Source organism: Salicibibacter cibarius, assembly GCF_016495725.1.
Classification (GTDB): domain Bacteria; phylum Bacillota; class Bacilli; order Bacillales; family Marinococcaceae; genus Salicibibacter; species Salicibibacter cibarius.
On sequence record NZ_CP054705.1, the window covers coordinates 4299690 to 4326163 of the forward strand.

Genomic DNA, 26474 nt, shown 5'->3' on the forward strand with positions numbered 1-26474 from the left:
AGCTCATAGACCCCGGTATTGTATTATCCCCTAAGCTATTAATTAGATTACCGGATCACTTAGTAATAACTGGGGTGATTTTGACAGATCAGGTAAAACCGTTGATTGGAGATCAAAACATTTGATTATAAAAGGACATGCGCCGGGCGAAATAACAACAACTTGTTTACAAAAGTATATACGTTCTTGCAACCGTTTATTGCATTTCAGGTGTTTTTTTGCCCGTTTCAGAAACAGTCATTTACTGTGCCGATTTCTCTCCCGTTACCTACGCTTCATTGTCCACGCAATATTCTCAACAGAAATAAACCCCTTCATTGGCACCACCGCCCCCGGTCCCCTGAGCCAGATTCCCTCACTGTTTTTCCTAACGCCTGTATTTGGATACGCTTTTTAGATTTTGTCGCTACCAAAGTTCAAACAATCGAGGATCGAACATTTTGTTAGTCATTACACGTGGTTAGACGTTCCAACGGTCACGGTTGGAGTACTTTTTCAGGCTGAAAGCCGTCGTTCATGTCCCAACGGCTGCTTAGATACCCTTGGATGGATTTATCACCTTTGTTCGGGCGCTAACTGTGCGGTTAGATACCCTTGGAACAGTTTTCCCTCTCTGTTCGGGTCCTAAATTGTTGTACTTTGATTTTATCTTGATCCTCACGTAAAATCTTTTCCGTTTAGGCATGTTGTCACTATTACTTACACGCTTCCAACAAGATCGATTCCCCGTCAAACGTGCGGACGTGGCCATCATCTTCATACCGAATGTTAAATTTCTGCTGAATCGACGGTGGGGCTTCGGCCAATAGCTGCTGTAACATTCTTCTTGTATCAGCATCGACGTCAAGCCGCTCGCACCAATCTTGGAAATCGAACGTTTTCCGGAATCGTTGCATATGTTCCACGGTAAAACCGGCCTTTTCTATTTTCGCGATCCATTCGCTCTTTTTCCAGGCCCGGACATGGCTTGGATCGCGCAGCTTTTCAACTTTATTATAAAACGTGTCAAACACGTCTGCTTCCGGGGCCGTATTATCCAACAAGAAAAAAGAGCCTCCGGATTTCAACACCCGAAAGGTTTCCCGCAAAAATACGTCCGGCCGGGAAAAATGATGAGCAGCGATGCGACATGCCGCTCCATCGAATGCTTCATCCACATATGGAAGGCTTTCAGCATCTCCTTCGGCGAAACGAACATTTTCATGTCCATTTCCGCGAATGAACGCTTCTGCCGATTGCAACATTTCCACGGTTACATCCATAGCGATGACTTCTTTTGCCAGTGGTGCCAAGGCATTGCTCACATGGCCGCCGCCTGTGGCAATGTCAAGCACCGTTTCATTACCGGTAAGATCGATGGTTCCTGCCAATGCCTGCAAATCTTTCCCCTTCGCATGCAGAGCGCTATTGACATATTTTTCTGCTGAGGCGGAAAATGTTTTTTGGACCGCTTTATGATTGTCTTTCATCTTTTAACGTTCACCGCCCGAAATAACCTTTGTAAGGTTTGCCATTTCAATCGCGGCAGTTGCCGCTTCCGCCCCTTTATTCCCTGCTTTTGTGCCGGCACGCTCAATCGCTTGCTCGATGGTTTCCGTCGTGATCACGCCGAAAATAACCGGTGTATCGTAGGAAAGCGACAGCGACGAAACGCCTTTCGAAACTTCGTTGCACACGTAATCAAAATGAGGCGTTGAGCCGCGGATAACGGTGCCGAGCGTAATAATTGCATCGTACTGTTCAGTTTTTACCATCTGTTTTGCGGCAAAAGGAATTTCAAAGGCACCAGGCACTTTGGCGACATCAATGTTTTCCGGGCTCGCCCCGTGTCGAACCAACGTCCCTTTTGCGCCTTCAAGAAGTTTGCCGGTAATGAATTCGTTAAAGCGACCGACGACAATGCCTATTTTTACATCTGTTGCGACCAAGCTTCCTTCAAATGTTTCTCCCATGATAAACCTCCTAAAATTCAAGCAAATGCCCGAGCTTATGAAATTTTGTTTGCAAATAAGATTCGTTGTGTTCCAATGGGGGCAGTTGCAGGCCGATGCGTTCATCCACATTTATGCCATAGCTTTCGAGCCCGCTGATTTTCCATGGGTTATTCGTTAACAGGCGTACCTTTTCTACTCCCAGGTCCCGCAAAATTTGTGCGCCGATCCCATAGTCGCGCAAATCAGCGGAATAGCCGAGCTCTTCATTGGCATTCACCGTGTCGTACCCCTCTTCTTGCAATTTGTATGCGCGTAGTTTATTCATAAGCCCAATGCCCCGGCCTTCCTGGCGCATATAGAGCAAAATGCCCCGGCCTTCTTCTTCAATTTTTTCAAGCGCCGCGTGCAGTTGTGGACCGCAATCGCAGCGTTCAGATCCGAAAACATCACCGGTCATGCACTCCGAATGAATACGAACGAGGACCGGGGCTCCGTCGGCAATATTCCCTTTGACGAGCGCAATGTTTTCCTGCCCTTCGTCTGCATCCGAGTACCCGACCGCACGAAAAGCACCGAATTTCGTCGGTAGCGCCGTTTCCACTTCACGCTGAACGAGCGAATCATGTTCGCGGCGATAATGGATAAGATCGGAAATTGTAATCATCGGGATACCGTACTCGTCAGCAATGGCTTTCAAATCCGGCACACGCGCCATAGTCCCGTCTTCATTCATAACTTCGCAAATCAACCCGGCCTCCGCGCCTGAACCGGTGGCTCTGGCCAGATCTACAGCAGCTTCCGTGTGCCCCGCGCGCTTGAGCACGCCACCATCCTGGGCCACAAGGGGGAAAATATGCCCTGGCCGCTTAAAGTCGGAAGCTTTTGCCGTATCGGATGCGAGTGCCCGCACTGTTTTCGCCCGTTCCTCGGCAGAAATGCCCGTTGTCGTATCACGATGGTCCACGCTGACCGTAAATGCCGTGCCATGGGGATCCGTGTTGTCATTCACCATTTGCGGGAGCGACAAGCTATTCGCGCGTTCCCGTGTAATAGGGGCACAAATAAGACCGCGGGCGTGTTTGGCCATGAAATTAACCGTATCGGCAGTCGCAGTGCTCGCGAGCGCCACCATATCGCCTTCATTTTCACGATCTTCATCGTCACAAACGACGATGACTCTCCCTTCGCGAAGGGCTTTAACTCCCTTTTCCACCGAATCAAACATTACCTTTCCCCCCTTTCGTTTTCTCGAGAAGTCTACCGATCATTTCTTCCGACTGCTCATCCCTGTTCGTTGGCTGTAGTAATTTTTCTACATATTTGCCGATAATATCCGTTTCTATATTCACATGGTCTCCGACAGATTTACTACCGAGATTTGTTTCTTTAAGCGTATGGGGAATGATCGCGACGGTAAAACGATCAGCATGTTCATGGGCGACCGTCAAGCTAATCCCATCAACGGTTACCGAACCTTTTTTCACAATATAGCGCAGTAAATCATCCGTAAATTTGACCTCAAAATTCACCGCTCCGCTTTCGGTTGTGCGTTTTATGATCTCCCCGACCCCATCGACATGGCCCGCAACGATATGTCCGCCAAAACGGTCCGTTGCAGTCATTGACCGTTCAAGGTTGACCGGATCATTGGGCTTGAGTTGGGAAAGGCTCGTGCTCGCGAACGTTTCTGCCATGATATCTGCTGTAAATTGAGCGTCGTGGATCGAAGTGACCGTCAAGCACACCCCGTTAACCGCGATGCTATCTCCGATCCGTGCGTCTTCCAATACGTGTGCACAACGGATCGTTATTTGCCCGTTTTGACCGGTTTGGACAATGTTGTCGACCACCCCGACTTCCTCAATCAACCCTGTAAACATGATGCATCCCCCTTCTTTGCTGTCGCTGTAATTTTTATATCTCCGCCAACCATTTGCGCATATTCCACCTCAAGCTCCATCGCGGTATCTGCACTGAACAATTTCGGAGCGACATAGGAGATGTAACGTTGAACTTCATTTTCGGCTATAAACGCGGAAATGATCGTTTTTCCACCCTCGACCAGAACGGATTGAATGTCGGCTCGGCCGAGTTCAGCAAGCACCTTTTTAGGCGTTACCGTTGGCAACGAGTTAACACGAACGCCTTTTTGTTCCAACACGGATGCGTTTTTAGATTTCGGGCTTTCTTCCGTAAAAATCCATGTGGGAGCCTTTCCATCGGTTACAAGTTGTGCATCTGACGGTGTGCGCAAATAGCGGTCCAGCACAACCCTGATCGGATTTCTTCCTCCGATTTCCAAACGGGTCGTGAGTGCCGGGTCGTCATCTATTACAGTGCCAACACCTACGAGAATCGCGTCATGAATATGGCGAAGTTGATGAACATCTTCAAGCGCCGCTTCCCCGGTGATCCATGGAGATAGGCCCTTTGGTGTTGCCATTTTCCCATTGAGCGATGAAGCTGTTTTAACGGTGACAAAAGGCTTGCCGGTTTGCACGTAATGAAAAAACGTTGCATTTAGCTTTGCCGCTTTTTCTGCCAGTACGCCTACCTCTGTTTCCACCCCGGCATTCCGTAGCGCTTCGATGCCACTCCCGGCTACTTCCGGATTCACATCCTTTACGGCAACGACGACACGGGCAATCCCAGCCTCTATGATTTGTTTTGCGCAAGGGGGTGTGCGTCCGTGATGATTGCAAGGCTCAAGCGTCACATACATGGTCGCGCCATCTGTACAGCCCTCTGCCATCTTCAACGCATGCACTTCGGCATGATCGCCGCCGGCACCCATGTGAGCACCGGTCCCGACGATTCGTCCATCTTTTACAACGACAGCGCCCACCATTGGATTCGGCGACGTCTGCCCTTCCATCGCGGCAGCCAAATCCAAGGCACGCTGCATATACCAATGATCATTCATGGCAAGCGGCTCCTTTTTTCAGGGACAAAAAAACCCCGGAGTTCGCGGACTCCGAGGTTCGTTTTTTTTGAATGAAGATGAAAGACGAATACACGAATGTATTGCCAATCACGACGCATACATCTCAAGCACGACGATCGCTTGATAATGCGCATCCAAACTTCTCCCATCCAGACTTTCACTGTCGGCTCTGGAGTTCCACCAGATCCACCGTTTTGCAAACGCAAACCGGGTCACGGACTGTCACCGCCGGTAGGGACTTTCACCCTGCCCCGAAGTTTTTTATTAAAATGTTTGTAAACACTTTATCATTATTCATCATGGATCAGCAAGTGATTTGTTTTAAGTTACCAGCTCGCTTCAAAAAACAGCCCTCATCAAAGCTATTTACGAACGCTGTACACTGTTTTGGCGTTTGGCTGATTGAAACACAACATGATGGCGTGTATCATTCTAGGTAACATAATGGAGGGAGCGAGGGAGGATGAACACCGTTCAGCCCATCCGAGAGCCCGCCAAAATTGGGAAGTGAAAGCGCATCTGATGCAAAGCAGCTACCTCATGGGAATCAATACCGGACTTAGGATCAGCGATTTGCTTCATCTCAAAGTGGTGGATATCAAAGGCAGGATCACTTGATGACCCAGGAGGGAAAGACACAGAAGTCGAAACGGGTCCGGATCGCCGAGGCTATTAAGAGGGAATTGGTGCGATATATCGAGGGGAAAAGCGATGAGACGTATGTCTTCGCCAGTCAAAAAAACCCGAAAGTCCCGATCAGCCGCATCCGAGCATACCGAGTGCTAAGGGCGGCGGCCGCAAAGGCGGGCCTGGAGGAGATCGGCACGCATATGCGCAAAACGTTTGGTTATCATTTTTACAAGCAAACCAAAGATGTGGCTTTATTGCAGAAGTTATTCAATCACGCGGCCCCGTCGATCACGTTGCGTTATATTGGCATCAATCAAGATGTGATGGATAACGCCATGGACGATTTCAGCTTATAGAGGGAGGGCGGGTGCAAAGAAAGCTATCCTTATTTGGAGGTGTTATAATGAACGTATTAAAAGTTATTGGGATTGGGATTATTTCACTTGTATGTGTTGATTTATTTTTTAGATTCTTTTTTGAACCATTTCACTATTCTTGGCACATAAGTATATTTGTAATGATTGCTTTTTTTGCTTTATCCCAGTACTTACAAGACCGAAATAAAAGCAAAATAAACAGTGAAAAGTGACCCTATAAGATCTTGAACATGACCTTATAGGGATTCTTTTTCATTATTGATTATCAGGATCCGGTGGTATATCGAGTGGATTATCTGCTATTGGGTTATCCTCATAAGGACACCATATAGTTGCGAGAACGCCGGCACCAAGAGTTCCACATAGAATTGCAGCCCCAGGACCAAGTCCAGCACATGTAATTATTCCCAATGCAGCTGCTTCAGTATTACAAACGAATTCATCGAAAGTATCGTCCTCTTGCTGGGTAGAGATCGACAGAAGCGTTTCGGAAATTTCTTTCTGAATATCTAAATCTGCATTAGTAAGCTCCAAATTAGTGTCTTCGATTGCATCAATTTCTTCACCATCTACATCATAACTCGTCAATGTCGTTGTATCTTCGTATTGGTCTCCCTCAACTTCTGCAAATCCTAATCCAATTAACTCATTTTCACCTTTATCGAAAAGCGCAAATACGTAAACATTGTCTCCTGATTGGCCAGACATATAAAACAAAGAAAACTCGTCTTCATCAGCGTATAAATCTATATCCAACCCTTCAGAAACGGTTAAGCTTGTTTCATCCGAGGGATTGTTGTCGAGGTACACCTCGTGACTTTCAACCAACTCTTTAAACACTTCTTGATCAGATTCATTGGCCTCAGTAATATCTGTTTCAAAAGGCCTTCCTTGAAAATATGCTTCAAATTCTTCCATAGTACCAGGATGAACAGCTTCAAGATCAAGTAAGTTCATGGTTACTGGTCCAGCAATCCCATCAACTTGTTGATCCGTGGCTTCTTGAAAATCCTCAACAGCTCCCTCAGTTTCTGGACCGAAAATACCATCGACATCAATGCTAAGATCGACGCTGTCTTGCTCATTCAATTGTTCTTGAATACGACGAACCAAACTATTCGTATCGCCTTCCTCAACAAGAATGGTTTCAATGAGCTCGTCCATCATTTCAAGGGTATTTGGACCAGCAATCCCATCGACGGAAAGATCATTATCGGATTGAAAGTCTCGAACCGCTTGTTCCGTACCTGGGCCGTAAATGCCATCAATGCCACCGTCAGGTTCAAAGTAGAACCACGTGAGGTCTTCCTGAAGCATTTCGACCCCTTCGCCTTCAGAACCTTCGCCAAACAAAATGGCTTCTCTGAGGGCATTATTGGTTTCCGGTCCGGCAATGCCATCCACGGTCAGCCCTTCTTGGCTTTGAAAATCTTGGACCGCAAGGTCTGTTTCTTCTCCATAAATGCCATCGATGCCATACTCCGGAAGGGCACTGGGATTTTCACGAATCAACTGTTTCTGGACCGTCTCAATGAATCGTCTCCTTGACTCTGCTGTCACTGTTCTGTCGTCAATACTCATGTTTATCCTCTCCTTTTTTGTGGGTCTACTCTTAAAAGAAAAGCAAACGCTATTTTGACAACCACTCTGCAAAATTTTTATTGATTTTCATCGAACCGTTCCTTAAACGTCCAAAAGGATATGGTCTCCATCTCATGGGTAACTTTGATCAAACGAGCACTGATATCCTGTCTCAAATCTTCGCGCTCCTGTGGGGACGTTGCCTTTAACCCCCGCCGAATCCGAGGATCCATATCCTCTAACACGTCCAGAATCAAAGCGTTTTTATCCATAATGTCAACTCCCTTGAAGTTGGGCCAAAGCCTTTCTTCTTGTTTTGGAAACGTTTTGAGGCGTGCAATTTAATATTCCAGAAATCTCTTTATCATTCAACTGGTCAAACGTATAAAAGTGCATCACATTTTTTCGTGTGTCACTAAAGGATCGATAGGTTCGCTGCATGGCTTCGGTTGGTAAAATCTCTGGCACCTCTCGAACGACGGCATCGTCCAATGCCAACTCTAAAGAAGGGGTGTAGTCCCCTTGTTTGAGTTGCTCTTCTCCCTCGGCATCAACAGGTTGATCAAACGTTAGCAGCGATCGTTGCTTTCGCTTCGATTGATCATAGGTGTTGACGTAAAGCCGCGTTAATGTGGCGATATATCGCATCATCCGGACTCTCAAATAGTAAACCTCAAACCGTTGGTCTAACTGATCTGATGCCCACAAATCATTCTGTTCAATCGCTGCCTTTAGGAGGTCCCAATGGTCATCGACGGCCAAAAAAGTTTGGATCACAGGTTCCTGGAAAAAACGGCCATTTTCCTGAATGAACTCGCCCCATTTTTTCTCTCTGTTCTTCATGTTGACCACCCCTTATGATTGATCGTTCTTCTATATAAAGAAAAAAGAGGAAGAAAAAAACAACCATATGAGAACTTTTGTTTGCATTTTATCATATGTTTTCTTCCGTGCCTATATCTCATTTTATTGGTTGTTCAAAGATGAGCTATTTTTCTTTATAGGAAAAGAGAGGAGGAATGGGAATGGAGCAATTGCCCGATTGGATTAGGGGATTTTGGATTTCCAACGCTCATTGCTGTCTATTCACTCGTTCGATTTGAAAAACGGTTTTCCAATAGAACAACCCGTACCAAGGGATTTGTTCATCTATTCTCTAGAAATAACCGCTCTTTTGGTTTAGTCTCCAGGGGTGATTACTTCTTTGCTCTATCGTATTTTTCATCATGACCACTAACGAGGCTACAGCCACGCAAAGCGTGGCTATTTTATATGTAATTACCATGATGGGTCACCTCCTTTCTCCCTGTTTTGTTCAAGTCCTAACACAGAAGCTTTGAAACACCAGGATCCCAAACAAAAGTAAACCGACCACATGCTGAATGACTTGATAAACGCCGCCGGTCATATAGGCAGTCACAAAATCTCAATTAAAAACATCATGGACCTGATGTTTATTCCTTTTATCTTTTTTTTCATAAGTTATGTACGCGTGGTTGTTTTTGCATTTTTTCTTTTTCTTTATATAGAGAACGATCATTTGAAAGGGGAGAGCGTTATGACGGTAACCGTTTATACGCAAACAGGATGTAGCCCTTGTAAACTTTTTAAAATGTGGCTTAAGCACAACAACATCTCTTATCAGGAAAAGAATATTACGGAACATGAAACGTATTTGCAAGAGTTTCGGCATTATGGTGCTTCAGGCATTCCGTATACGATTATTCACCAACAGGATGAGGAAAGAGCCTATGTCGGCGCGACACCAAAACTGAAAAAAGCGTTAAAACAAATGAGCCACTCTCTAAGTTAGGGAGTGGCTCATCATTTGTTATTCCATCATTTCTACATATTCCGGGTTCCCTGTGATATACAATCCACTTCGCAGTTGGTACATCAAGGATCCATTTACGGTTAGTTCCTCTTCAACCGTAAAAATTTCTCCCTCTTGGACCGTCGTATAACGTGCGTCCCAATCCGGTTCATCATAAACCCAAAGGGTATCCGTAATGACTCTAATTTGCTGGCCACTAGGCGACGGTTCTTCTCCATCCTCATCACTGATTTCATTGATAAAGTTACTCCAATCATTCAGTAAATTCGCTGGGCAGTTTTGGCCTGTCCACGATTGATGGGTTACCACATTTTCCAAGGAAATATCCAACTCCGCCATCAAAAATTGGATGAGAGACACCGCCCTTGCTCGGGTCTGTTCGAAATTCCCGTCTTGATTGACACAAAGCTCAATTCCTACCGATTGCTCATTTCCTTCACTTCCCGCATGCCAGCCAACTTCATTCGTGGGAAGATGTTGGATGATGACGGTATCATCCACAGTGTAATGCCAAGAAACTTGTCGATCCTGAGCATCGTCCCCTTTCACATAATCGGCATGCATGGCTGCATCGGCTCCTACGGCTGTATTGGCCGTTTCATGAACCGTTACATGCGTTGGGGTTAAGGACGTTCCTGGACGATTGCTATTAGACGTTGGAATCATGTCTTCGATAATTTCCATGATTATTCCTCTCCTTTGTGGTTGTTGGATGCTTGTAAATCTTGAATGGCATGAGTTAAGCCATCGATCCGTTTTTCAAAGCGCACGAGCAAATAGACGGCAACAAGCGTGGGGAAACCAAAATTCCCTAAAAATATCATCCAATCAGGTAATTGCTCCATTCCCATTCCTCCTCTCTTTTCCTATAAAGAAAAATAGCTCGTCTTTGAACAACCAATAAAATGAGATATAGGCACGGAAGAAAACATATGATAAAATGCAAACAAAAGTTCTCATATGGTTGTTTTTTTCTTCCTCTTTTTTCTTTATATAGAAGAACGATCAATCATAAGGGGTGGTCAACATGAAGAACAGAGAGAAAAAATGGGGCGAGTTCATTCAGGAAAATGGCCGTTTTTTCCAGGAACCTGTGATCCAAACTTTTTTGGCCGTCGATGACCATTGGGACCTCCTAAAGGCAGCGATTGAACAGAATGATTTGTGGGCATCAGATCAGTTAGACCAACGGTTTGAGGTTTACTATTTGAGAGTCCGGATGATGCGATATATCGCCACATTAACGCGGCTTTACGTCAACACCTATGATCAATCGAAGCGAAAGCAACGGGCGATGTTAACGCTTGATAAATCTGTCGGTACTGAGGGAGAGGAAGAACCCAAACGAGGTGATCTCATTCCATCATCAGAACCACCATTGGATGATGCCATTGTTAGAGAAGTTCAAGGCCTTTTACCAACCGAAAACATGCAGCAAACCTATAAAACCTTTAGTGACACACGAAAAAATGTAATGCACTTTTATACGTTTGACCACCTTAATGATCATGAAATTTCCGAAAAGTTAAACTGTACACCTCAAAATGTTTCCAAAACCAAAAGGAGGGCGTTCGCCCAACTTCGGGGAGAGTGACAACATGGACAGAAACGCTTTAATCCTGGAGGTATTAGAAGATATGGAGCCTCGCATTCGACATGGATTAAAGGCGACAACCTCACAGGAACGTGAAGATTTAAGACAGGATATCAGTGCTCGTTTGATCAAAGTAACGAATGAAATGGAGATCGTATCCTTTTGGACGTTTAAGTTACAGAAGCGTGGTCTAACTCCCCCGTCTTTAGACGGGATACGCTTTTAGCCTTGCTTTTCCCTGTCCATACTTAAACTGAGGTGAAAGTATGGATGGATATCGGAAAAGCAGTCATACGGTCTATGATATCAAGTACCACGTAATCTGGGTAACAAAATATAGATATCAAGTGTTGCGGGGAGATATCGCCCACCGTGTCAGGGAATTGATTAGACAGGGGTGCGAAGCAAGGAATATTACGATATTGCAAGGAAGCGTAGGCAAGGACCATATTCACTTGTTGTTATCATGCCCGCCGAGTATCGCTCCGAGTAAAATCATGCAATATCTCAAAGGAAGATCATCGAGATTATTGCAAGATGAATTCCCAGCTCTGAAGAAGAAGTACTGGGGGCAACACTTATGGGCAAGAGGATATTTTTGTACCACCGTAGGAAATGTGACCGAAGAAATCATTAGAAACTATATCGAAAATCAATCAACTGAGAGAAGGGATGATATCTTCGGGATTGATGAATGAGTTCAGTCTCATTTAGTGAGCTTGAGCTTAAGGTCTTTCAGCGGACTTCAGTCTGAACAGCGACTTTCAGTCGCGGACATTTATGTCCAAATCCACCTGCTTTAGCAGGTGGTCGTTTAAGGAACGGTTCGATGAAAATCAATAAAATTTTGCAGAGTGGTTGTCAAAATAGCGTTTGCTTTTCTTTTAAGAGTAGACCCACAAAAAAGGAGAGGATAAACATGAGTATTGACGACAGAACAGTGACAGCAGAGTCAAGGAGACGATTCATTGAGACGGTCCAGAAACAGTTGATTCGTGAAAATCCCAGTGCCCTTCCGGAGTATGGCATCGATGGCATTTATGGAGAAGAAACAGACCTTGCGGTCCAAGATTTTCAAAGCCAAGAAGGGCTGACCGTGGATGGCATTGCCGGACCGGAAACCAATAATGCCCTCAGAGAAGCCATTTTGTTTGGCGAAGGTTCTGAAGGCGAAGGGGTCGAAATGCTTCAGGAAGACCTCACGTGGTTCTACTTTGAACCTGACGGTGGCATTGATGGCATTTACGGCCCAGGTACGGAACAAGCGGTTCGAGACTTTCAATCCGATAATGATCTTTCCGTCGATGGGATTGCTGGTCCAAATACCCTTGAAATGATGGACGAGCTCATTGAAACCATTCTTGTTGAGGAAGGCGATGCGAATAGTTTGGTTCGCCGGATTCAAGAGCAATTAAATGAGCAAGATGAAGTGGATATTTCTATTGATGTTGACGGGAGTTTTGGGCCAGAAACCGAGGGTGCGATTGAAGATTTTCAAGAGGTTACGGACCAACAAGTTGATGGTATTGCGGGGCCTGTAACAATGAACTTATTAGACTTAGAGGCTTTTCATCCATCTACTGAAGAGGAATTAAACCAAGTTCTTGAAGATGAAGGTTATGAAATGGAAGTAGAAGAACAATCTGAAGAAGCAGCACTGAGCTTTGTTGATTTATTGCAATCAAGCGAAGCTTATCAAAATAACCTTCCTTCTGAAGCTAGTGACGAAATTTCTGATCCTGAATTAACTCGAATCAGTAGACAATTTGAAGAGGACGATCAAGAATTCTATCTGCTTTCAGGAAGCTTAGATGAAGAAAATGGTTATATCCATGTTTTTGCAACTTTTGATGAAGATGAGGAAATTCTAAATTTTGGATTTGGAGTAATTGAAGGAGATCTTTATGAAAGCCCTGCTACATTAAATGTTTATGATGTAGATGGAGAAACAGTTGAAGAAGAAGAAGACACTGTACTTGAGTTCACCAATGCAGAACTTGACATTCAAAACCAATTAACTGAAGCAATTTTTGAAGCTAACGAATCTGATATTCGTATTCAGGTTGAAGACCCTTGTGATTTTGCAGTTGCAGCTAGTGCAGGAATTGCTTGTGGTGTTCCTGGCCTTTTTGCCGGAACATTCACAGCAGGTATAGGGTGGTTGGTATTTGCAGGAGTGTGCGGCGCTACTGTAGACGCTGTAACTCCATCTGGTGCTTGTTCCTAAGACTAAAAAGGGATTGTCTCAAAAAAGACAATCCCTTTTTAGTTTAAATTTATGTAAATGAGGAAAAAAATCATTAATTGCGCTAATAATATAATTTAGGGAGAGGGGGGATTCGGTATGAACAAACTAACAGGAATTTTACTCTTTAGCTTATTTCCTGGAATAGTTATGGTAATTATTAATATCATATGGAGTTTAACTCAAAACACTCCTATCACATTTAATTCAATTCTTATATACTTCGTAATAGGCTTTACCATAGGCAGTGTATTAGTAATTTTACGTTTGTTAATTAAAGGGGAACTTTGGAAATAAACTTTGCGTCTTTAAAGCGTGATCCTTATCAGTGTATCGCCAAATGCTGGTATTGCAGGTGGAGCTACGATATGTGGTTTGGCATCAATAGGAACAGGAATTGGTTTTATTGTCATTATCAGTTGTGCTTGGTTTACTGGAGGTCTTATACAATATACATGTGAAGAAGGCTGATTTTATTAAACAAGTTATGAAGGGGGAAAACACTCACAAAAATATGGTTCGGTGCAGTGAGCGGTTTACGCATTGTCAAGCAGCGTATAAAAACGTGCATAAAATCCTCTTTAGAATAAATAAATTGGGAGCGATAGAATCAGCAAGAAAACGCCAGCAATTTTTTAGGCCATGAAACAAACTTATATTCCTGTTACTTGGGATGGGTGTGGCCAATTTGCTTTCTATGACCGGGCACTATTCTACCCTTCCTTGCTATATCCTTCTTCCGCTTCCCGTTTCACTTTCGCAAGCGATGACGTGCCAAGCCCGGCGGTCACTGTCGCCACGTATCCCCCTTCAATTAACGGAGCATTGCAAATCGCGATGTTTCGGCCTTCATACATTTCCTGTACCATTTCCGCGTTCATTTTCGCGCTTCCAATGTCATAAAAAATAAGAATAGCATCTTCCGGATCAATTTCTTTTACGATCGCTTCAATACGGTCCACGCTTGTGCCGATTTCGCCTCCGTCAAGCCCGCCGCAAGCATAGACGCCTACCTCCGGATTCGCTTGTTGCAACAGCTCCCTGGCACCTTCCGCCAACGTTTCTACGTGGGAGATTAAAAGGATCGCCACTTGATTTCCTGCCATTATCCTTCCCCCTCATCCATTGTCTTCGCCAGTGCTTGAAATAAATAAAAGCTGGATACTGCTCCCGGGTCGAGATGCCCCACCGATTTTTCGCCGAGGAGTGCTCCACGCCCTTTTTTCACGACCATACTTTCGGTTTCCTCCATCCCTGTTTGCGCAGCATCCTCGATTTTCTTCCAGTCCGGTTCATTTTCATCAAGGATCGCTGCTACCGGGGACCATACGTCCAAGAGCGTGCCGTCACCGGCTTGGGCTTTCCCTCGCTGGGCAATCCCTTCCACCGCTTTTGCCATCCCTGACATCCACGCCGGGCCGTCCACCTGGTCCACGTCCGTCCAAGCCGTGCCCAAACGCATAAAAGCTGTGCCGTATAACGGACCGGCAGCGCCACCCACGTTAGAGACGAGTGCACTCCCTATTTTTTGCATCAGTTGTGACAACGATAAATCTTTCCAATCATCCAGGTTTTCAACAACTGCCCGAAAGCCCCGTTCCATATTCACACCATGATCGCCGTCGCCGACGAATTGATCGAGCTTGGATAATTCATCTTTATGTTCGACCAACTTTTCCGCTGTTTGCCGCATCCATTGCGCTGCCTGTTCATTATTCATTTTCTCTACCTCCTAATACTGCGTCCATTGAACCGTATGCACAGGCGCCTCCAAGTACTTCGACAATTCTTCATCGAGTGCCAGCAACGTCAGTGACACGCCTGCCATATCCAGGCTTGTCATATAATCCCCGACAAATGTGTGTTGGATATCCCGATTCAATTGCTTCATCACATCGTTGGCAAACACATGCTGCTCCATAAGCGAAGTGCTACCCATGCCATTGATCAACAGCGCTAACGGCGCTTCCTCAGGGATTTCTTTTAAAATAGATTTCAGTAAAAGTTGCGCTGTCTTTTCGGACGTCGCCACGTCCCGGCGTTCCATGCCCCGTTCCCCGTGAATCCCAATGCCAACTTCCATTTCGTCTTCGGAAAGATCGAAACTCGGCTGCGCAACCGCCGGTAATGTACAGGGCTTGAGTGCAACACTCATGCTTCGAATCCTGCTCACCGCCTTTTCTGCGACACGCTTCACGTCGGACAAGGACGCCCCTGTTTCCGCAAACGCCCCCGTAATTTTTTGAACGAGCACCGTCCCGGCAATACCCCGCCGTTGTTCAGAATCGTTAACGGCAACATCGTCATTAATGATAACCATCTCTGTTTTGATCCCTTCTGCCTCCGCCATTTCCTGAGCCATTTCACCGTTCATAACGTCCCCATTGTAATTTTTTATGAGAAGCAATACGCCTTCTCCTTGATCAACTGCCTGGATAGCTGCGAAAAACTGGTCTGCGCCCGGTGACGTGAACACCTCTCCGGCGACAGCAGCATCAAGCATCCCTTTCCCAACGTAACCGGCATGAGCGGGCTCATGGCCACTTCCGCCTCCGCTAACGAGGCCGACTTTTTGCGGAGTAAGCGAGCGTCGGACAATGACATCCGTTCCTTCCAAACGATCAATCAAGGTGTCGTTTGCCGCGACAAGCCCGTCCAGAAAAGCAGACACAATCTGTTCAGGGTCATTCATTAATTTTTTCATATAAATCCCTCCGCTCGTAGTATGCATGATATATATACCCGTTAATCAAGCGAGAAAATCGTGAAAAAACGCGTTCACCTACTCGATTTCAGTGAACACGCCATTTAGATCTATTTTTAAATCTGTGAAAATAACCGAGTGAAGAACGTCTGAAGGGCCATACGTGTTTCTTTCCGAATACTTCCCATTAACCAATGGATGCAGGTGGACGAGGTTATGCTCTGTGTCCACAATCTAATATTCCTCCACGCCTGCTTGTTCATAGACGTTAAATTTTTCATTGAAATCCTTCATGGCTGTAGATGGGGACAGAGCTTCCGCTACAAGACTAGGCGGTCCTTTAAAACCTTTTTCGGTAAGCGAAGCAAAATCACATATGACCGACAAATCAAGTTGTACAATTGTGTCCGCTTCTTCATAAGTTTACTCGCGGTCGAGAAACACATCAAATGGGGCGAGGAAAACATGACAGTGATTTCGAAAGTGTTCTTTCAATGCAATGTGTAGTTCACTCAATATGTGTTCAGGCCTTGGGGCTGGCATCATATCATATGGCCGTCCGTGAATAATCTCCCAGCGTCCCCCGCCAGTTTCTCCATTCAGGATACTTGTAGCTGTCTTGGCGACCCGGCATCGTCATACGCTATCAGCTCCCTTTTTCTTATATATCCATAGCCAATGATTACAGTAGCTAGACGATCGTCACCCGATACGGAGCGGTTGTCCACACATTCTTCATCAAACATTTGTTTAATAAATCGTATCGACATATTCCCGCGCCCAATGTTACGTGGATGGTCGCGGACTTGAACACATGGATGTACATTCTATCCCTTCGCCTTCCATTTGAATGACCGCGTGCGAGATACGAAATTCTTCTTTTAACATGTGGGTCGCTTGCCGAAGCAATGCGTCGCGGTCCGCCCCCTCTTCCACAACAAGGTGGCAACTTAACGCCGGGAAGTCTGAAGTGATCGACCACAAATGCAAATCATGCAACGAATGGACATGCGGCAATTCTTTTAAATGTTTTTCAATCTTTTGCAAGGATATGCTCGCTGGTTTTCCCTCCATCAAGACATGCACCGACTCACTTGCAATGCGAAATCCAGCCGTTAAAATTAACAGCGCCACTACTATGCTAATAATCGGATCGGCAAATGTCCAATTGAAAAATAAAATCAGCAATCCGGCAACAAGCACCCCGATCGTACTGACAATATCTCCGAGCACGTGGAAAAAAGCGCCGCGCAAGTTCAGGTTTCCTTTCACATCACCTCCGCGCAAAAATATCCACGCGACGAGCAAATTGATGAAAAGGGCAAAGCTTGCAAACGCCAACATTCCTCCCCCGGCGACTTCGGGAGGTGCTTGAAAACGTTGAATTGCCTGCCAGAACACAAATACGGAGATGCCGATCAACACAACTCCGTTGATTAGTGCCGCAAGAATCTCGAATCGCCGGTAGCCAAACGTTTTGCTTTTGCTTGCTGCCCGTTCCCCGACTTTAAACGCTATCAAGGCGAGTCCAATGGCAAAAAAATCGCTCAGCATATGGCCGGCGTCTGCCATTAGGGCCAAGCTGTTCGTTAACAAACCTCCGATCACTTCCGCGATGACGAGGATAAATATCAACAATAAGGCTAACAAGAGTGCTTTTTTATTATCGGTATGATGATGGTGATGGTGGTTATGAGACATTTGAACACCTCCTAATCATGCAAAGAATGATGAATCGTTTGTTCCAGAACTTCGAGCACATGCCGGTCATCAGGGGAATAATAAACCGATGTTCCTTCTCTTCGCGATGTGACGAGCCGGATATTTTTTAACAAACGTAACTGGTGAGAAACCGTGGACTGGCTTAATGACAAGCGTTCGGCAATCGTGTTCACCGAACATTCTTTGATTGAAAGCAAGTGTAAAATACGGATTCTTGTCGGGTCGGATAAAGCTTTAAATGTTTGTGAAACAGTGAACAGTGTTTCTTCGTCGAGATCGTGCATAGACGCCTCCATATTATCACCCTTTATATGATCATATGTTCATGTTACCATGAAAAGAATGACGGTTCAAGGACCGCAACTTGTTGCTTGCGGTCAAAAAGGGTATCATGAAGCGTTTATAAAGACCGAAATTCGATAAGGCTTTTCCACAGGGGCTCCATGGGCCCTTCATGAAGACCGTTATCGGGTGGTCACCCCAAAAAAACAGCGTCATGAAGCGCCCATGGCGACCGTTTACCGTTAGTCACTCCCAATACGGATGCCATAGCTGATAAATCGTTTGTTTTCGCTGATATATTACTGATTTCAGCTGATACATTGCAGTTTCCAGCTGATACCGACGTGTTTTTGGCTGATAACCGATTCAACGCGCCCCTTCGTCACGAAAGCATCGATTAGCATGAGGATTTCTAGTCAAACATCAACGGACGGGCGATTTTGTTGATGGCACCGCCATCAACCATGAGCGTCTGCCCGCTTACGTACGTGGATTCATCCGAAGCAAGGAATAAACAAGCGTTCGCGATATCTTCCGTCGAGCCGATGCGTCCCATCGGTTGAAAATCAAGCGTTTGCCGAAAAGCTTCATCAGGGTCTTCGAGACTTTCGAATGTTTTTTGCAACAGAGGCGTATCAACGGTACTCGGTCCGACAGCGTTCACACGGATTTGATCAGGGCCGTAATCGAGAGCCATTTGCCGCGTAAGTGCCGTCAATCCACCTTTCGCGGTAGCGTAAGCGGCAAGACGGGTGATTGTCTTTTCCGCGTGCCAGGATGCAATGTTGATGATTGAGCCGCCGCCCCTTTTTTGCATTTCCGGCAACACATATTTGGAGCATAGAAAAGGACCGGTCAGGTTGATCCCCAAGAGTTGGTTCCACTCGTCCAAAGACGTCTCGTGCACGGGTTTGCGAAAATTGATCGCGGCATTATTTACCAAAATATCAATTCCGCCATAGTTGTCCACCACCGTTTTCACGAGATCCATCACGCTCGCGTCATCGCTAACGTCGGTCGGCTGAAAAAAAGCGTCCGTTTGCTGGTTTTGCAATTGCTGAACGGTTTCACGGCCTATTTCTTCATCGACATCGGCGACAACAACCTTTGCTCCTTCCTTTCCGAACGTCTCGGCAATGCCTTTGCCAATGCCTTGGCCACCACCGGTCACGACAGCTACTTTATCTTGTAAACGCATAAGCTTCCCCCTTTTTAATACCTAATACCCTTTTTCGCGCGTGACATAACCTTTGCGAAGATCATCTTTTCTTGCTTCCGGGTCGCGATCCGTGTCATTCCCGATGCCGCCTCCACCGGGTAAATGCATCGTAACAATGTCTTCCGGCGCTAACGTGTACAATTTTTTTGAAGCGCTCACGGGCTCATCATTGATGCTCACTTCCGCCTTTGCCCCTTCATCCCCGCCATCCAATCCTTTAGGCGCAAATTGTGTACGATCGAACATTAAAGGCAAGTGATAAGGTCGATTAGTCCGTACGCCGAAACGAATGGTCTGTCCGAGCCCTCCCCGAAATTCCCCAACTCCCCCTGAATCAGGACGAAGTTCTTTTTGATGCAGCAACAACGGGGACATATTTTCGATGATTTCCACCGGCGTGCCTTTAACACCCGATGGAAACGTCGTTGCCGAAAGGCCATCTTTACCCGGGCGGGCGCCCGTCCCGCCGGCATTGAATACGACATATGAGAAGGCCTCGTCTGCCAAATCCACCCCATGCACTTGCAATGCAAAAATGGCAGCAGCCCCTTCAGCCGGTATTTTTTCCGGCATCAGTGGATAAAGGGCACCGAGCACGCACATCGGAGCAAAATGGCCGATGATATGGCGTGCTGCCGTTGGCATCGGATGAACTGCGTTCAGCACACTGCCTTCGGGTGCACTAACACTCACCGGGCGAAAACTCCCCTCATTGCTCGGGATGTCCGGCGCAAGGGTTGCTTTCAATACATAATTCACATAGGCAAGCGTGTAATTAAGGCAGACGTTAATCGCTTTCGTGCTGCCATCCGACGTTCCGCTGAAGTCAACATGTACCTCATCGCCCCGGACGGTGAGCGCGCATTTCAACCGCACCGGTTTCTCACTGCCATCGCTATACAATTCATTTGCATACGTTCCGTCGGGCAATTCGGCGATCGCCTTGCGCATAGCCGTTTCCGACAAATGCATGATTTTGGCACCGACCGCTTCCAAATCCTCAAGGCCGAATTCCGCAAGCGTCTCCCGTAAACGCGCGATAGCCACTTCCTGCGCGACCACTTGGGCACGCAAATCGCCGAGCACTTGATCGGGCGCGCGTACATTGGCGCGAAGCAACGCCACGAGCGTCTCATCGATCACTCCTTCCTCATAGAACTTCATATAAGGAATGAGGACGCCCTCTTCGTAAATGCTTTCTCCCTCCGGACTGAAACCGAGCCCGCCAACATCGGCTACGTGACATGTGGAGGCAACATAACCGATAAACTGCCCTTTTAAGAATACAGGCGTTACGATTGTTATATCCAACAGATGACCCGATATTTCATAAGGATTATTTCCGATGAGGACATCCCCTTCTCTTAATGTTTCTGTCGGTATATTTTTTAAAAAATACCGGACACCGGTGGCCATGGAATTGATATGCCCCGGCGTGCCCGTTTGCGCTTGCGCGATCATATCCCCATTTTTGTTGAACAAGCCGGCCGACAAATCATTTGCATCGGACAAAATACTCGTAAAGGAAGTCCGGATCAATGTTTTCGCCTGCTCTTCAAGCAACGTGACGAGACGGTTCCAAAGCACCTCCAATTGAATCGGGTCAACCATGCGCTCCCTCCTTTGTCATCCATAAATTGGATAATTCATCTACTTTTAAAAGAAAACCGGGGTTGACGACAAGCGTCGATTCCCGCTCCTCCACGATTGCCGGCCCTTGGAACGCCGTGCCCGGGGCTAGGGTTGATCGTTCGTAGACAGGCGTCTGCTGAAAAGATTTATAAGCGCGAAAATAAACGTCGCGGTGCGCCTTCGGACTGGCAGCCGCCGTCGCTTGATTTTCAGACGCCCGGAGATAAATGTGCGGTTCGGGACCGCGCACGACGACCCGCCAATTCAATGCTTCAATCACCATATCCTCATTCGCTTCAGCGTAGCGTTTCGCGTATTCCATTTTAAAGTTTGCCATAACTTCGGGAATGCTTTGGACGGTAAGTGCTCCCGCGGGAATCGGCACGGCAATCTCGTGCGTTTGCCCGGCGTATTTCATTTCCGCATACCGCAAGGTTTCAATCTCTTCTGTCACACCCGCTTGCGCGAGCAGTACCTTTCCTTCCTGCTCCATTTCCTCATACAAAGCCGTGACATCATTCCATTCGAGTGTTTTCAACCTCCCATAAAAACTACGGACAAAATCAAACGCGAGCGGTGCCGCGAGAAAACCAAAAGCCGAATTCACACCGGCGCCAACCGGCAACAACACCGTTTCTACACCCAAAATCTCCGCCACGTGACTGATGTGCACCGGACCGGCTCCGCCGGAGGCAAAAAGCGGGTAATCACGAATATCCTTACCTTTTTCAACGGCATGAATGCGACTTGCACTCGCCATATTTTCATTCACGACTTCGTGAATACCCCATGCCGCTTCCACCACGTCCAGTCCGAGCGGCTTGGCAACCTCCTTTTCAATGGCCGCATACGCCCGTTTTTTATTCAACGGCATATCCCCGCCGAGAAAATAATCCGGATTTAAATAGCCAAGGATAAGATCGGCGTCGGTCACTGTCGGCCGCGTGCCTCCCAAATCATAACTGGCCGGCCCCGGATTGGAACCGGCACTCTCAGGCCCCACCTTCAAAAGACCGAGGCGATTGACATGCGCAATACTCCCGCCTCCGGCGCCGATTTCAATCATTTCTACGACTGGCACTTTCACCGGCATGCCGCTCCCTTTCATGAACCGTTCCGCTCGGCCAACTTCAAATTCATTCGTCGTGAGCGGTTTCCCATCATCGACGAGGCTCGCTTTCGCCGTCGTTCCGCCCATATCAAACACGAGCAATTGACCGAGGCGACTACGCTCGGAGTAATAAGCTCCGGCAATCGTCCCGCCGACAGGCCCGGATTCAAGAATGCGAATGGGAAAACGCATCGCCGTTTCAACCGTACACGTGCCCCCGCCCGAGAGCATCATGAGAAAATTTCCGGAAAACCCTCTCGCTTGCAATGCAGTTTCCAAATTACTCAAATAGCGTTGCACGAGGGGCTGCACAAATACATTCGCCACCGTTGTTGACGTGCGCGGATACTCGCGGATTTCAGGCGAAACTTCACCGGAAAGGGAGATGTACAGCTCCGGCGCTACTTCCTCGGCAATTTCACGCACACGCGTTTCATGCGCCATATTCCGGTAACTATGTAAAAAACAAACGGCCACGGCTTCCACACCATCTTCTCGAAGTCGACGAAAGGTTTCTTTTACCCCGGTTTCATCGAGCGGTTCCAGTACCGTTCCATCATTTAACATTCGCTCTTTGACAGTATACCGCAATTCCCGCGGAACGAGGGGAAGCGGATTGTCTACAAAAAGATCATAGAGATCATAACGGCTCTCGGTAGCGATTTCCAGCTGGTCCCGAAAGCCTTCGGTTGTGATTAATGCCGTTTTCGCCCCCTTCCGTTCAATCAAAGCATTCACAACAAGCGTTGTGCCATGAATAATCGTATCAATGTCTTCATAACGATACTCAAATTTTTGTAAATTTTCTTCCAATCCGTTGATAAACCCGTCCGAAGGGTCCGGGTACGTCGTCAACGTTTTTCCAAACGAGCGATTTCCTTGGCTCTCGAGAAAAACAAAATCGGTGAACGTACCGCCAATGTCAACGCCAACTTTAATCGATGTCATGCACAGACCTCCTCCCTGTGTGTAGTTTCTCGATGGAACGGGCAAAATCCTTTATTTCGGCCGTGAAAAAAGCGCCCTGGGGATGGAATCGGGCGCCCGGTGTTATCATTCTATGCTTTGTGAGCCGCGCGGTCGCTGGACCGATCGTGGAGCGCACCTGTGATCCAATCTAATTCAATTGCTCTTTTGATTGCATGCGTACGGTCTTTGGCATTGATTTTTCTTATGATTTGACTTACATGATTGTTGACGGTTGATTTGGCAAGATAAGCACTCTCTGCAATTTTTAGATTGCTTTTCCCTTCTAAAATTCCTTGCAAAATACGGCATTCGGCGAAGCTGAGTTTCGAAGAGGCTCTTTCAAAATCGAGCTGAAAATGCCTTTGTAAACCAGTCTCGCGGGTGGTCGCCTTATCAAACACCTTTAGAAAATCAATATTCAACACCGGATCGATATACGAAAGGCCCGATGTTCTGTTTTTAATCTGATATGCTAACGTTGGGATGGAATGTGAGCCGGCGATAACATGCGAAACTCCCGCATTCAGAACCTTCTCAAACGATTGTCGATCTCCGGGATTAATTAAGGCAACATATTTATGTAAAGGACGTTCTCTTAGTTGTTCAAGACTTGCCTTTTTTCCATTGACAACATGAATTTGATCCCGTTCGAGGATAATCCTTTTTCGATCCGGGTCGAAATACATATCTTTATGAAACTTATACAGTTCAGTTAACCGCTGTTGCGCTTCTGTTTCTTCGTAAAAGGTCAAACAAACAATCATCGTGTATCCTCCCATTTGTAAATATACCTAAGAATAGCACATTTCGCTTACATTATCAAAATATTAAGCAAAATTTGCGCCCGGTTTCGGGGAGGACGACGGAGCGGAAAGGATTATGTTACATTAATAGAAATGATCGTTTGTCACGGCATACTTAAGAGGTGAAATGAAATTTTTGCGCAAATTGATCAGAAAAAAGCTCGTCTTGATGCCAACCGGCCTCTGCCAAAGTATACATTAAAAAGTTTACGTGAAAAGTTGCTGCTTGAATGGACATACCACTCAAACGCAATCGAAGGAAATACATTAAGCTTAAATGAAACGAAGGTCGTCCTGGAAGGTATTACAGTTGGCGGGAAAGCGATGCGCGAACATTTAGAGGTTATTAATCATCGTGACGCAATTACGTATGTAGAGGGAATTGTCCAGCGTAAAGAACGTTTACCAGAGTGGCAAATTAAAAACCTGCATCGGCTTGTACTAAAAGAAATAAATGATGATTATGCCGGTGTTTACCGAGATCAACAAGTTTTTATCTCAGGTGCCGAACATATACCACCGGCTCCATTCCACATTCAGGAAGAAATGGAACAGCTAATGAACTGGTATGAATACGAAACGGGAGAATTGCATCCAATCACCCGCGGATCAATGTTACATGCTATTTTTGTCGGGATTCATCCTTTCATCGACGGAAATGGTTGCGTGTCACGTTTGTTATTAAACTTAGAGCTAATGAAAGATGGCTTCCCGCCAATCGTCATTAAAGTAGAGAATCGATTGGATTATTACAATGCATTAGATAAAGCCCATACCCAAAAGGATTATGGTGATTTTATTCGGTTAATTGCAAAGGACGCAGAGGATTCGTTAGATTTGTATTTACGTTCGATCGTTCGATAGAGTAACGAGGATAAATTGGTATTGACGACCGGGGTACCGGATCGAATCCGAGTTAGGTCGCCATAAACGGATGTTGACGACCTAAGTCCTGGCGCGACCCCGAGTTAGGTCATCATAATACGTTGTTGGCACCCTAATGGCTTCCGAAAAGAGAAGTTAGGTCGTCAAAAACCACTGGCGAGTTCTCAAGTGCGTAATAATGTTTTTTCGATTACTCTTGATAATCATAAAAAAAGGTATTACGATAAAGGTGTACCATCGTTACCTTGAGTCCTCTAGTCTCAAGGATGTAGCGGCTAAACTTGATCGTCTGAGTTCATTATTGAACCAGAAAGTGCCCGGTTTGTGGGAACCGGGTGTTTTCTTTGTATATTTACATTTCTTTTTGAATAAACTTTTTCATGAACGGGAATAAGGTAAAAAGGGACTGTGTTCACCGAACCCCATGGAACCCAGTGCCATAACATGAGATTGTGGGATCTCAAGCTATACGGTTCCGACAACCCCTTTTATACCCTTTTACCCGTTAAACATGTCTTTGATGTTGGACGCAATCCGGGCTATTGATGCGAATACTTTCGCAAGGTTCGCCCGGATGCTCCATTTCTTGTTGCGTATCTCTAGTTTTTTGTTGTAGCGGCTAATACTTATCACCTCCCCTGATCACAAAGGTGAAAATTTAGGGGGTGACACTGCTTGCCTTTGGGGTCCCAGTAAGATTTTACCACGGTTCCGCGATTCCGACTAAGATTTAAACATATTTTTCGCAAAAGAAAGAACTTTTTTTATGGAATCCATGTCCATTGGGATGATCTCAATGTGGATTCCTTTTTTATCGTCATTCATTCGGACAATTTAAAAGTTTTTCCTCACAAAACTGTCCGATCTGGCTCCTTGTTCGGACACTTTCACCCATTTCCCCCGCAAAAGTATCCGATGTTTGTTATCCTTACGGGCATATTTCCGCCGATCCTTCTAAAACATCCCCCAGCCTTCGACTCATTGTTTGTTACTTTGTCCCTTTGCCAATTGTGTTCTGTCCTCCGCTTGTGGGGGTTCTTCCAACCATCCATTTTCGACCATGACTTGACCGCTATTTTTAGCAAAAGAGAATATGTCCGTTGCGGTTTTTGCCAATTTCGCAGGTAAATCGCTTCGTAAACTAAAGGCTGAACCGATGGCATTGCTTGTCAGACCAAAATTGGCGAATACGCTCGTTTGATACATCATCATCTTGTCTGAAAATGGCGCATTGGTCGAATCGGTTGCGATGCCTGCCCACATGGAAGGGGTATGCACATCACTCTGACGCAATAGATCGCTTAATTTAGTGACGATTTGTTTTGCAAGATCCTTTCCATCAAAGAAAATTTTTGCAGCGTCTTTATTTCGCGCTGATTGGGCAAATCCGGTCATGAGTGTCATCCCTATTGTGTTTGCCTCTAGGGATAGATAAAGGTTGCCAATTTCAACCGCATTTAATGATCTTTTGTGTGAGAACAGATTAAACCCAGTCATATATTGTTTACTTTTTGCAAATTCAACATCTTTAGGCATCGTGATATAAGGAGGACGAGGGATCGCCGCATGCTTCAACAGAAAATCGGTTGTTTGGTCGTAAGCATCTTGCGCATCAGCCGTAAAGCGCTGGTACAATTTTCTTAAGTCATCCCGATAAGCCATCGTTAAATGGACCGTGAAAAGCCCCATATTGATGATGGTGATCAAACGCAAGTGCATGATATCAAACATTTCATCGAACAGACGATCCCCCCCTGGTTCAACGTCTTTCTCCGTATAGCCTACCGGCAACACAGCCCCCTCTTCCTGAAATATGTTTGTCAGTGTTTCTACATGTTTACTTTCTTTTTTGTAATAGGACTTTAAAATAGCTTTGGCTTCCGGGTTTTCCGCTTTTTCGATGTAGTGTTCCAAAAACCTCATGTTCATCGTCTTGTTTTCATAGCCCATCCAAAGTGATCCTAATTCTGCCGCTGAAATGGACAGGTGGTCTGACGTAGTCATTTTT

The 26474-nt window shown here is 46.0% G+C and carries 31 protein-coding genes, 1 pseudogene and 1 riboswitch; of the genes and pseudogenes, 9 read left to right on the forward strand and 23 right to left on the reverse strand.

Features of this window, described 5'->3' with window-relative positions:
* Positions 1 to 695: 695 nt before the first annotated feature.
* From HUG15_RS21655 to ribD, 5 genes are read right to left on the reverse strand one after another with little or no spacing between them, the layout of a single operon-like run.
* Positions 696 to 1469 (reverse strand): class I SAM-dependent methyltransferase, encoded by a 774-nt coding sequence (locus tag HUG15_RS21655; protein WP_200125726.1) that lies wholly within the window; start codon positions 1467 to 1469, stop codon positions 696 to 698.
* A 3-nt stretch (positions 1470 to 1472) separates the two neighbouring features.
* Positions 1473 to 1952, reverse strand: coding sequence for a 6,7-dimethyl-8-ribityllumazine synthase (ribH, locus tag HUG15_RS21660; protein ID WP_200125728.1), 480 nt, complete (start codon positions 1950 to 1952; stop codon positions 1473 to 1475).
* 10 nt (positions 1953 to 1962) lie between these two features.
* Complete coding sequence (locus tag HUG15_RS21665) at positions 1963 to 3159, reverse strand: bifunctional 3,4-dihydroxy-2-butanone-4-phosphate synthase/GTP cyclohydrolase II (RefSeq protein WP_200125730.1); 1197 nt, start codon at positions 3157 to 3159, stop codon at positions 1963 to 1965.
* Positions 3152 to 3814, reverse strand: a complete 663-nt coding sequence (locus tag HUG15_RS21670) for a riboflavin synthase (protein ID WP_200125732.1) — start codon at positions 3812 to 3814, stop codon at positions 3152 to 3154. Before HUG15_RS21670 ends, HUG15_RS21665 begins: the two co-directional genes overlap by 8 nt.
* Positions 3799 to 4857 carry a bifunctional diaminohydroxyphosphoribosylaminopyrimidine deaminase/5-amino-6-(5-phosphoribosylamino)uracil reductase RibD gene (gene ribD, locus HUG15_RS21675; RefSeq protein WP_200125733.1) on the reverse strand — a complete coding sequence of 353 codons (1059 nt, stop codon included), beginning with the start codon at positions 4855 to 4857 and terminating at the stop codon, positions 3799 to 3801. The genes HUG15_RS21670 and ribD overlap by 16 nt, the downstream gene beginning before the upstream one ends.
* Before the next feature lie 154 nt (positions 4858 to 5011).
* Positions 5012 to 5141, reverse strand: a riboswitch (FMN riboswitch).
* Positions 5142 to 5341: 200 nt separating this feature from the next.
* Between ribD and HUG15_RS21680 the strand changes: the two are divergent.
* Positions 5342 to 5864 (forward strand): annotated as a pseudogene (locus HUG15_RS21680) (tyrosine-type recombinase/integrase).
* A gap of 47 nt (positions 5865 to 5911) precedes the next feature.
* Positions 5912 to 6097 (forward strand): hypothetical protein, encoded by a 186-nt coding sequence (locus HUG15_RS21685; RefSeq protein WP_200125734.1) that lies wholly within the window; start codon positions 5912 to 5914, stop codon positions 6095 to 6097.
* 43 nt (positions 6098 to 6140) lie between these two features.
* Here the strand turns inward: HUG15_RS21685 and HUG15_RS21690 are convergent, their stop codons facing one another.
* From HUG15_RS21690 to HUG15_RS21700, 3 genes are all read right to left on the reverse strand, one after another.
* On the reverse strand, positions 6141 to 7466 hold the full coding sequence (locus HUG15_RS21690; protein ID WP_200125735.1) for a peptidoglycan-binding domain-containing protein: 1326 nt from the start codon (positions 7464 to 7466) through the stop codon (positions 6141 to 6143).
* 77 nt (positions 7467 to 7543) lie between these two features.
* The gene (locus HUG15_RS21695; RefSeq protein ID WP_200125736.1) at positions 7544 to 7738 is read right to left on the reverse strand and encodes a hypothetical protein; all 195 of its coding nucleotides are present in this window, start codon (positions 7736 to 7738) and stop codon (positions 7544 to 7546) included.
* A gap of 4 nt (positions 7739 to 7742) precedes the next feature.
* On the reverse strand, positions 7743 to 8309 hold the full coding sequence (locus tag HUG15_RS21700) for a sigma-70 family RNA polymerase sigma factor (protein ID WP_200125737.1): 567 nt from the start codon (positions 8307 to 8309) through the stop codon (positions 7743 to 7745).
* Positions 8310 to 9024: 715 nt separating this feature from the next.
* Between HUG15_RS21700 and HUG15_RS21705 the strand changes: the two genes are divergently transcribed.
* Complete coding sequence (locus HUG15_RS21705) at positions 9025 to 9279, forward strand: glutaredoxin family protein (protein ID WP_200125738.1); 255 nt, start codon at positions 9025 to 9027, stop codon at positions 9277 to 9279.
* A gap of 18 nt (positions 9280 to 9297) precedes the next feature.
* Here the strand turns inward: HUG15_RS21705 and HUG15_RS21710 are convergent, their stop codons facing one another.
* Positions 9298 to 9984, reverse strand: coding sequence for an N-acetylmuramoyl-L-alanine amidase (locus tag HUG15_RS21710; RefSeq protein ID WP_200125740.1), 687 nt, complete (start codon positions 9982 to 9984; stop codon positions 9298 to 9300).
* 2 nt (positions 9985 to 9986) lie between these two features.
* Positions 9987 to 10145 (reverse strand): YvrJ family protein, encoded by a 159-nt coding sequence (locus HUG15_RS21715; protein WP_200125742.1) that lies wholly within the window; start codon positions 10143 to 10145, stop codon positions 9987 to 9989.
* 182 nt (positions 10146 to 10327) lie between these two features.
* Between HUG15_RS21715 and HUG15_RS21720 the strand changes: the two genes are divergently transcribed.
* The 5 genes from HUG15_RS21720 (at position 10328) to HUG15_RS21740 (ending at position 13436) form a co-directional block, all read left to right on the forward strand.
* Positions 10328 to 10894 carry a hypothetical protein gene (locus HUG15_RS21720; RefSeq protein ID WP_200125745.1) on the forward strand — a complete coding sequence of 189 codons (567 nt, stop codon included), beginning with the start codon at positions 10328 to 10330 and terminating at the stop codon, positions 10892 to 10894.
* A 4-nt stretch (positions 10895 to 10898) separates the two neighbouring features.
* Positions 10899 to 11120 carry a hypothetical protein gene (locus HUG15_RS21725; RefSeq protein ID WP_200125746.1) on the forward strand — a complete coding sequence of 74 codons (222 nt, stop codon included), beginning with the start codon at positions 10899 to 10901 and terminating at the stop codon, positions 11118 to 11120.
* A 40-nt stretch (positions 11121 to 11160) separates the two neighbouring features.
* Positions 11161 to 11592: an IS200/IS605 family transposase gene (tnpA, locus tag HUG15_RS21730; protein WP_200125748.1), complete on the forward strand. Its 432-nt coding sequence runs from the start codon at positions 11161 to 11163 to the stop codon at positions 11590 to 11592.
* A gap of 221 nt (positions 11593 to 11813) precedes the next feature.
* Positions 11814 to 13121 carry a peptidoglycan-binding domain-containing protein gene (locus HUG15_RS21735; RefSeq protein ID WP_281393573.1) on the forward strand — a complete coding sequence of 436 codons (1308 nt, stop codon included), beginning with the start codon at positions 11814 to 11816 and terminating at the stop codon, positions 13119 to 13121.
* A 117-nt stretch (positions 13122 to 13238) separates the two neighbouring features.
* Positions 13239 to 13436 carry a hypothetical protein gene (locus tag HUG15_RS21740; protein ID WP_200125752.1) on the forward strand — a complete coding sequence of 66 codons (198 nt, stop codon included), beginning with the start codon at positions 13239 to 13241 and terminating at the stop codon, positions 13434 to 13436.
* A gap of 416 nt (positions 13437 to 13852) precedes the next feature.
* Here HUG15_RS21740 and dhaM read toward each other — a convergent pair whose 3' ends face one another.
* The 12 genes from dhaM to HUG15_RS21795 form a co-directional block, all read right to left on the reverse strand.
* On the reverse strand, positions 13853 to 14245 hold the full coding sequence (dhaM, locus tag HUG15_RS21745; protein ID WP_200125754.1) for a dihydroxyacetone kinase phosphoryl donor subunit DhaM: 393 nt from the start codon (positions 14243 to 14245) through the stop codon (positions 13853 to 13855).
* The gene (gene dhaL / locus HUG15_RS21750; protein WP_200125756.1) at positions 14245 to 14859 is read right to left on the reverse strand and encodes a dihydroxyacetone kinase subunit DhaL; all 615 of its coding nucleotides are present in this window, start codon (positions 14857 to 14859) and stop codon (positions 14245 to 14247) included. Before dhaL ends, dhaM begins: the two co-directional genes overlap by 1 nt.
* A gap of 12 nt (positions 14860 to 14871) precedes the next feature.
* Positions 14872 to 15843 carry a dihydroxyacetone kinase subunit DhaK gene (gene dhaK / locus HUG15_RS21755; RefSeq protein ID WP_200125758.1) on the reverse strand — a complete coding sequence of 324 codons (972 nt, stop codon included), beginning with the start codon at positions 15841 to 15843 and terminating at the stop codon, positions 14872 to 14874.
* Positions 15844 to 15921: 78 nt separating this feature from the next.
* Positions 15922 to 16074: a hypothetical protein gene (locus HUG15_RS23250; RefSeq protein WP_246516432.1), complete on the reverse strand. Its 153-nt coding sequence runs from the start codon at positions 16072 to 16074 to the stop codon at positions 15922 to 15924.
* A gap of 3 nt (positions 16075 to 16077) precedes the next feature.
* A complete protein-coding gene (locus HUG15_RS23255) occupies positions 16078 to 16230 on the reverse strand; it encodes a Uma2 family endonuclease (RefSeq protein WP_246516433.1) in 153 nt (50 codons plus the stop codon).
* Positions 16231 to 16442: 212 nt separating this feature from the next.
* Positions 16443 to 16613, reverse strand: a complete 171-nt coding sequence (locus HUG15_RS21765) for a hypothetical protein (protein WP_200125760.1) — start codon at positions 16611 to 16613, stop codon at positions 16443 to 16445.
* A 16-nt stretch (positions 16614 to 16629) separates the two neighbouring features.
* Complete coding sequence (locus tag HUG15_RS21770) at positions 16630 to 17544, reverse strand: cation diffusion facilitator family transporter (protein WP_200125762.1); 915 nt, start codon at positions 17542 to 17544, stop codon at positions 16630 to 16632.
* A gap of 11 nt (positions 17545 to 17555) precedes the next feature.
* Complete coding sequence (locus tag HUG15_RS21775; protein ID WP_200125763.1) at positions 17556 to 17861, reverse strand: ArsR/SmtB family transcription factor; 306 nt, start codon at positions 17859 to 17861, stop codon at positions 17556 to 17558.
* A gap of 398 nt (positions 17862 to 18259) precedes the next feature.
* A complete protein-coding gene (locus HUG15_RS21780) occupies positions 18260 to 19045 on the reverse strand; it encodes an SDR family NAD(P)-dependent oxidoreductase (RefSeq protein WP_200125765.1) in 786 nt (261 codons plus the stop codon).
* Positions 19046 to 19066: 21 nt separating this feature from the next.
* Positions 19067 to 20677, reverse strand: coding sequence for a hydantoinase B/oxoprolinase family protein (locus HUG15_RS21785; protein ID WP_200125767.1), 1611 nt, complete (start codon positions 20675 to 20677; stop codon positions 19067 to 19069).
* The gene (locus tag HUG15_RS21790; RefSeq protein WP_200125769.1) at positions 20670 to 22757 is read right to left on the reverse strand and encodes a hydantoinase/oxoprolinase family protein; all 2088 of its coding nucleotides are present in this window, start codon (positions 22755 to 22757) and stop codon (positions 20670 to 20672) included. The genes HUG15_RS21785 and HUG15_RS21790 overlap by 8 nt, the downstream gene beginning before the upstream one ends.
* Before the next feature lie 110 nt (positions 22758 to 22867).
* Positions 22868 to 23542, reverse strand: a complete 675-nt coding sequence (locus HUG15_RS21795; protein WP_200125771.1) for a LuxR C-terminal-related transcriptional regulator — start codon at positions 23540 to 23542, stop codon at positions 22868 to 22870.
* A 171-nt stretch (positions 23543 to 23713) separates the two neighbouring features.
* Between HUG15_RS21795 and HUG15_RS21800 the strand changes: the two genes are divergently transcribed.
* Positions 23714 to 24445, forward strand: coding sequence for a Fic family protein (locus HUG15_RS21800; protein WP_200129101.1), 732 nt, complete (start codon positions 23714 to 23716; stop codon positions 24443 to 24445).
* A gap of 999 nt (positions 24446 to 25444) precedes the next feature.
* Here HUG15_RS21800 and HUG15_RS21805 read toward each other — a convergent pair.
* On the reverse strand, positions 25445 to 26470 hold the full coding sequence (locus HUG15_RS21805) for a DUF3231 family protein (RefSeq protein ID WP_200125773.1): 1026 nt from the start codon (positions 26468 to 26470) through the stop codon (positions 25445 to 25447).
* Positions 26471 to 26474: the final 4 nt, after the last annotated feature.

What these genes read in the sequence shown, in the direction of transcription:
- HUG15_RS21655 (WP_200125726.1), bottom strand. Translation starts at nt 1,469, where the DNA reads ATGAAAGACAATCATAAAGCGGTCCAAAAAACATTTTCCGCCTCAGCA.
- ribH (WP_200125728.1), bottom strand. Translation starts at nt 1,952, where the DNA reads ATGGGAGAAACATTTGAAGGAAGCTTGGTCGCAACAGATGTAAAAATA.
- HUG15_RS21665 (WP_200125730.1), bottom strand. Translation starts at nt 3,159, where the DNA reads ATGTTTGATTCGGTGGAAAAGGGAGTTAAAGCCCTTCGCGAAGGGAGA.
- HUG15_RS21670 (WP_200125732.1), bottom strand. Translation starts at nt 3,814, where the DNA reads ATGTTTACAGGGTTGATTGAGGAAGTCGGGGTGGTCGACAACATTGTC.
- ribD (WP_200125733.1), bottom strand. Translation starts at nt 4,857, where the DNA reads ATGAATGATCATTGGTATATGCAGCGTGCCTTGGATTTGGCTGCCGCG.
- HUG15_RS21685 (WP_200125734.1), top strand. Translation starts at nt 5,912, where the DNA reads ATGAACGTATTAAAAGTTATTGGGATTGGGATTATTTCACTTGTATGT.
- HUG15_RS21690 (WP_200125735.1), bottom strand. Translation starts at nt 7,466, where the DNA reads ATGAGTATTGACGACAGAACAGTGACAGCAGAGTCAAGGAGACGATTC.
- HUG15_RS21695 (WP_200125736.1), bottom strand. Translation starts at nt 7,738, where the DNA reads ATGGATAAAAACGCTTTGATTCTGGACGTGTTAGAGGATATGGATCCT.
- HUG15_RS21700 (WP_200125737.1), bottom strand. Translation starts at nt 8,309, where the DNA reads ATGAAGAACAGAGAGAAAAAATGGGGCGAGTTCATTCAGGAAAATGGC.
- HUG15_RS21705 (WP_200125738.1), top strand. Translation starts at nt 9,025, where the DNA reads ATGACGGTAACCGTTTATACGCAAACAGGATGTAGCCCTTGTAAACTT.
- HUG15_RS21710 (WP_200125740.1), bottom strand. Translation starts at nt 9,984, where the DNA reads ATGGAAATTATCGAAGACATGATTCCAACGTCTAATAGCAATCGTCCA.
- HUG15_RS21715 (WP_200125742.1), bottom strand. Translation starts at nt 10,145, where the DNA reads ATGGAGCAATTACCTGATTGGATGATATTTTTAGGGAATTTTGGTTTC.
- HUG15_RS21720 (WP_200125745.1), top strand. Translation starts at nt 10,328, where the DNA reads ATGAAGAACAGAGAGAAAAAATGGGGCGAGTTCATTCAGGAAAATGGC.
- HUG15_RS21725 (WP_200125746.1), top strand. Translation starts at nt 10,899, where the DNA reads ATGGACAGAAACGCTTTAATCCTGGAGGTATTAGAAGATATGGAGCCT.
- tnpA (WP_200125748.1), top strand. Translation starts at nt 11,161, where the DNA reads ATGGATGGATATCGGAAAAGCAGTCATACGGTCTATGATATCAAGTAC.
- HUG15_RS21735 (WP_281393573.1), top strand. Translation starts at nt 11,814, where the DNA reads ATGAGTATTGACGACAGAACAGTGACAGCAGAGTCAAGGAGACGATTC.
- HUG15_RS21740 (WP_200125752.1), top strand. Translation starts at nt 13,239, where the DNA reads ATGAACAAACTAACAGGAATTTTACTCTTTAGCTTATTTCCTGGAATA.
- dhaM (WP_200125754.1), bottom strand. Translation starts at nt 14,245, where the DNA reads ATGGCAGGAAATCAAGTGGCGATCCTTTTAATCTCCCACGTAGAAACG.
- dhaL (WP_200125756.1), bottom strand. Translation starts at nt 14,859, where the DNA reads ATGAATAATGAACAGGCAGCGCAATGGATGCGGCAAACAGCGGAAAAG.
- dhaK (WP_200125758.1), bottom strand. Translation starts at nt 15,843, where the DNA reads ATGAAAAAATTAATGAATGACCCTGAACAGATTGTGTCTGCTTTTCTG.
- HUG15_RS21765 (WP_200125760.1), bottom strand. Translation starts at nt 16,613, where the DNA reads ATGTCGATACGATTTATTAAACAAATGTTTGATGAAGAATGTGTGGAC.
- HUG15_RS21770 (WP_200125762.1), bottom strand. Translation starts at nt 17,544, where the DNA reads ATGTCTCATAACCACCATCACCATCATCATACCGATAATAAAAAAGCA.
- HUG15_RS21775 (WP_200125763.1), bottom strand. Translation starts at nt 17,861, where the DNA reads ATGGAGGCGTCTATGCACGATCTCGACGAAGAAACACTGTTCACTGTT.
- HUG15_RS21780 (WP_200125765.1), bottom strand. Translation starts at nt 19,045, where the DNA reads ATGCGTTTACAAGATAAAGTAGCTGTCGTGACCGGTGGTGGCCAAGGC.
- HUG15_RS21785 (WP_200125767.1), bottom strand. Translation starts at nt 20,677, where the DNA reads ATGGTTGACCCGATTCAATTGGAGGTGCTTTGGAACCGTCTCGTCACG.
- HUG15_RS21790 (WP_200125769.1), bottom strand. Translation starts at nt 22,757, where the DNA reads ATGACATCGATTAAAGTTGGCGTTGACATTGGCGGTACGTTCACCGAT.
- HUG15_RS21795 (WP_200125771.1), bottom strand. Translation starts at nt 23,542, where the DNA reads ATGATTGTTTGTTTGACCTTTTACGAAGAAACAGAAGCGCAACAGCGG.
- HUG15_RS21805 (WP_200125773.1), bottom strand. Translation starts at nt 26,470, where the DNA reads ATGACTACGTCAGACCACCTGTCCATTTCAGCGGCAGAATTAGGATCA.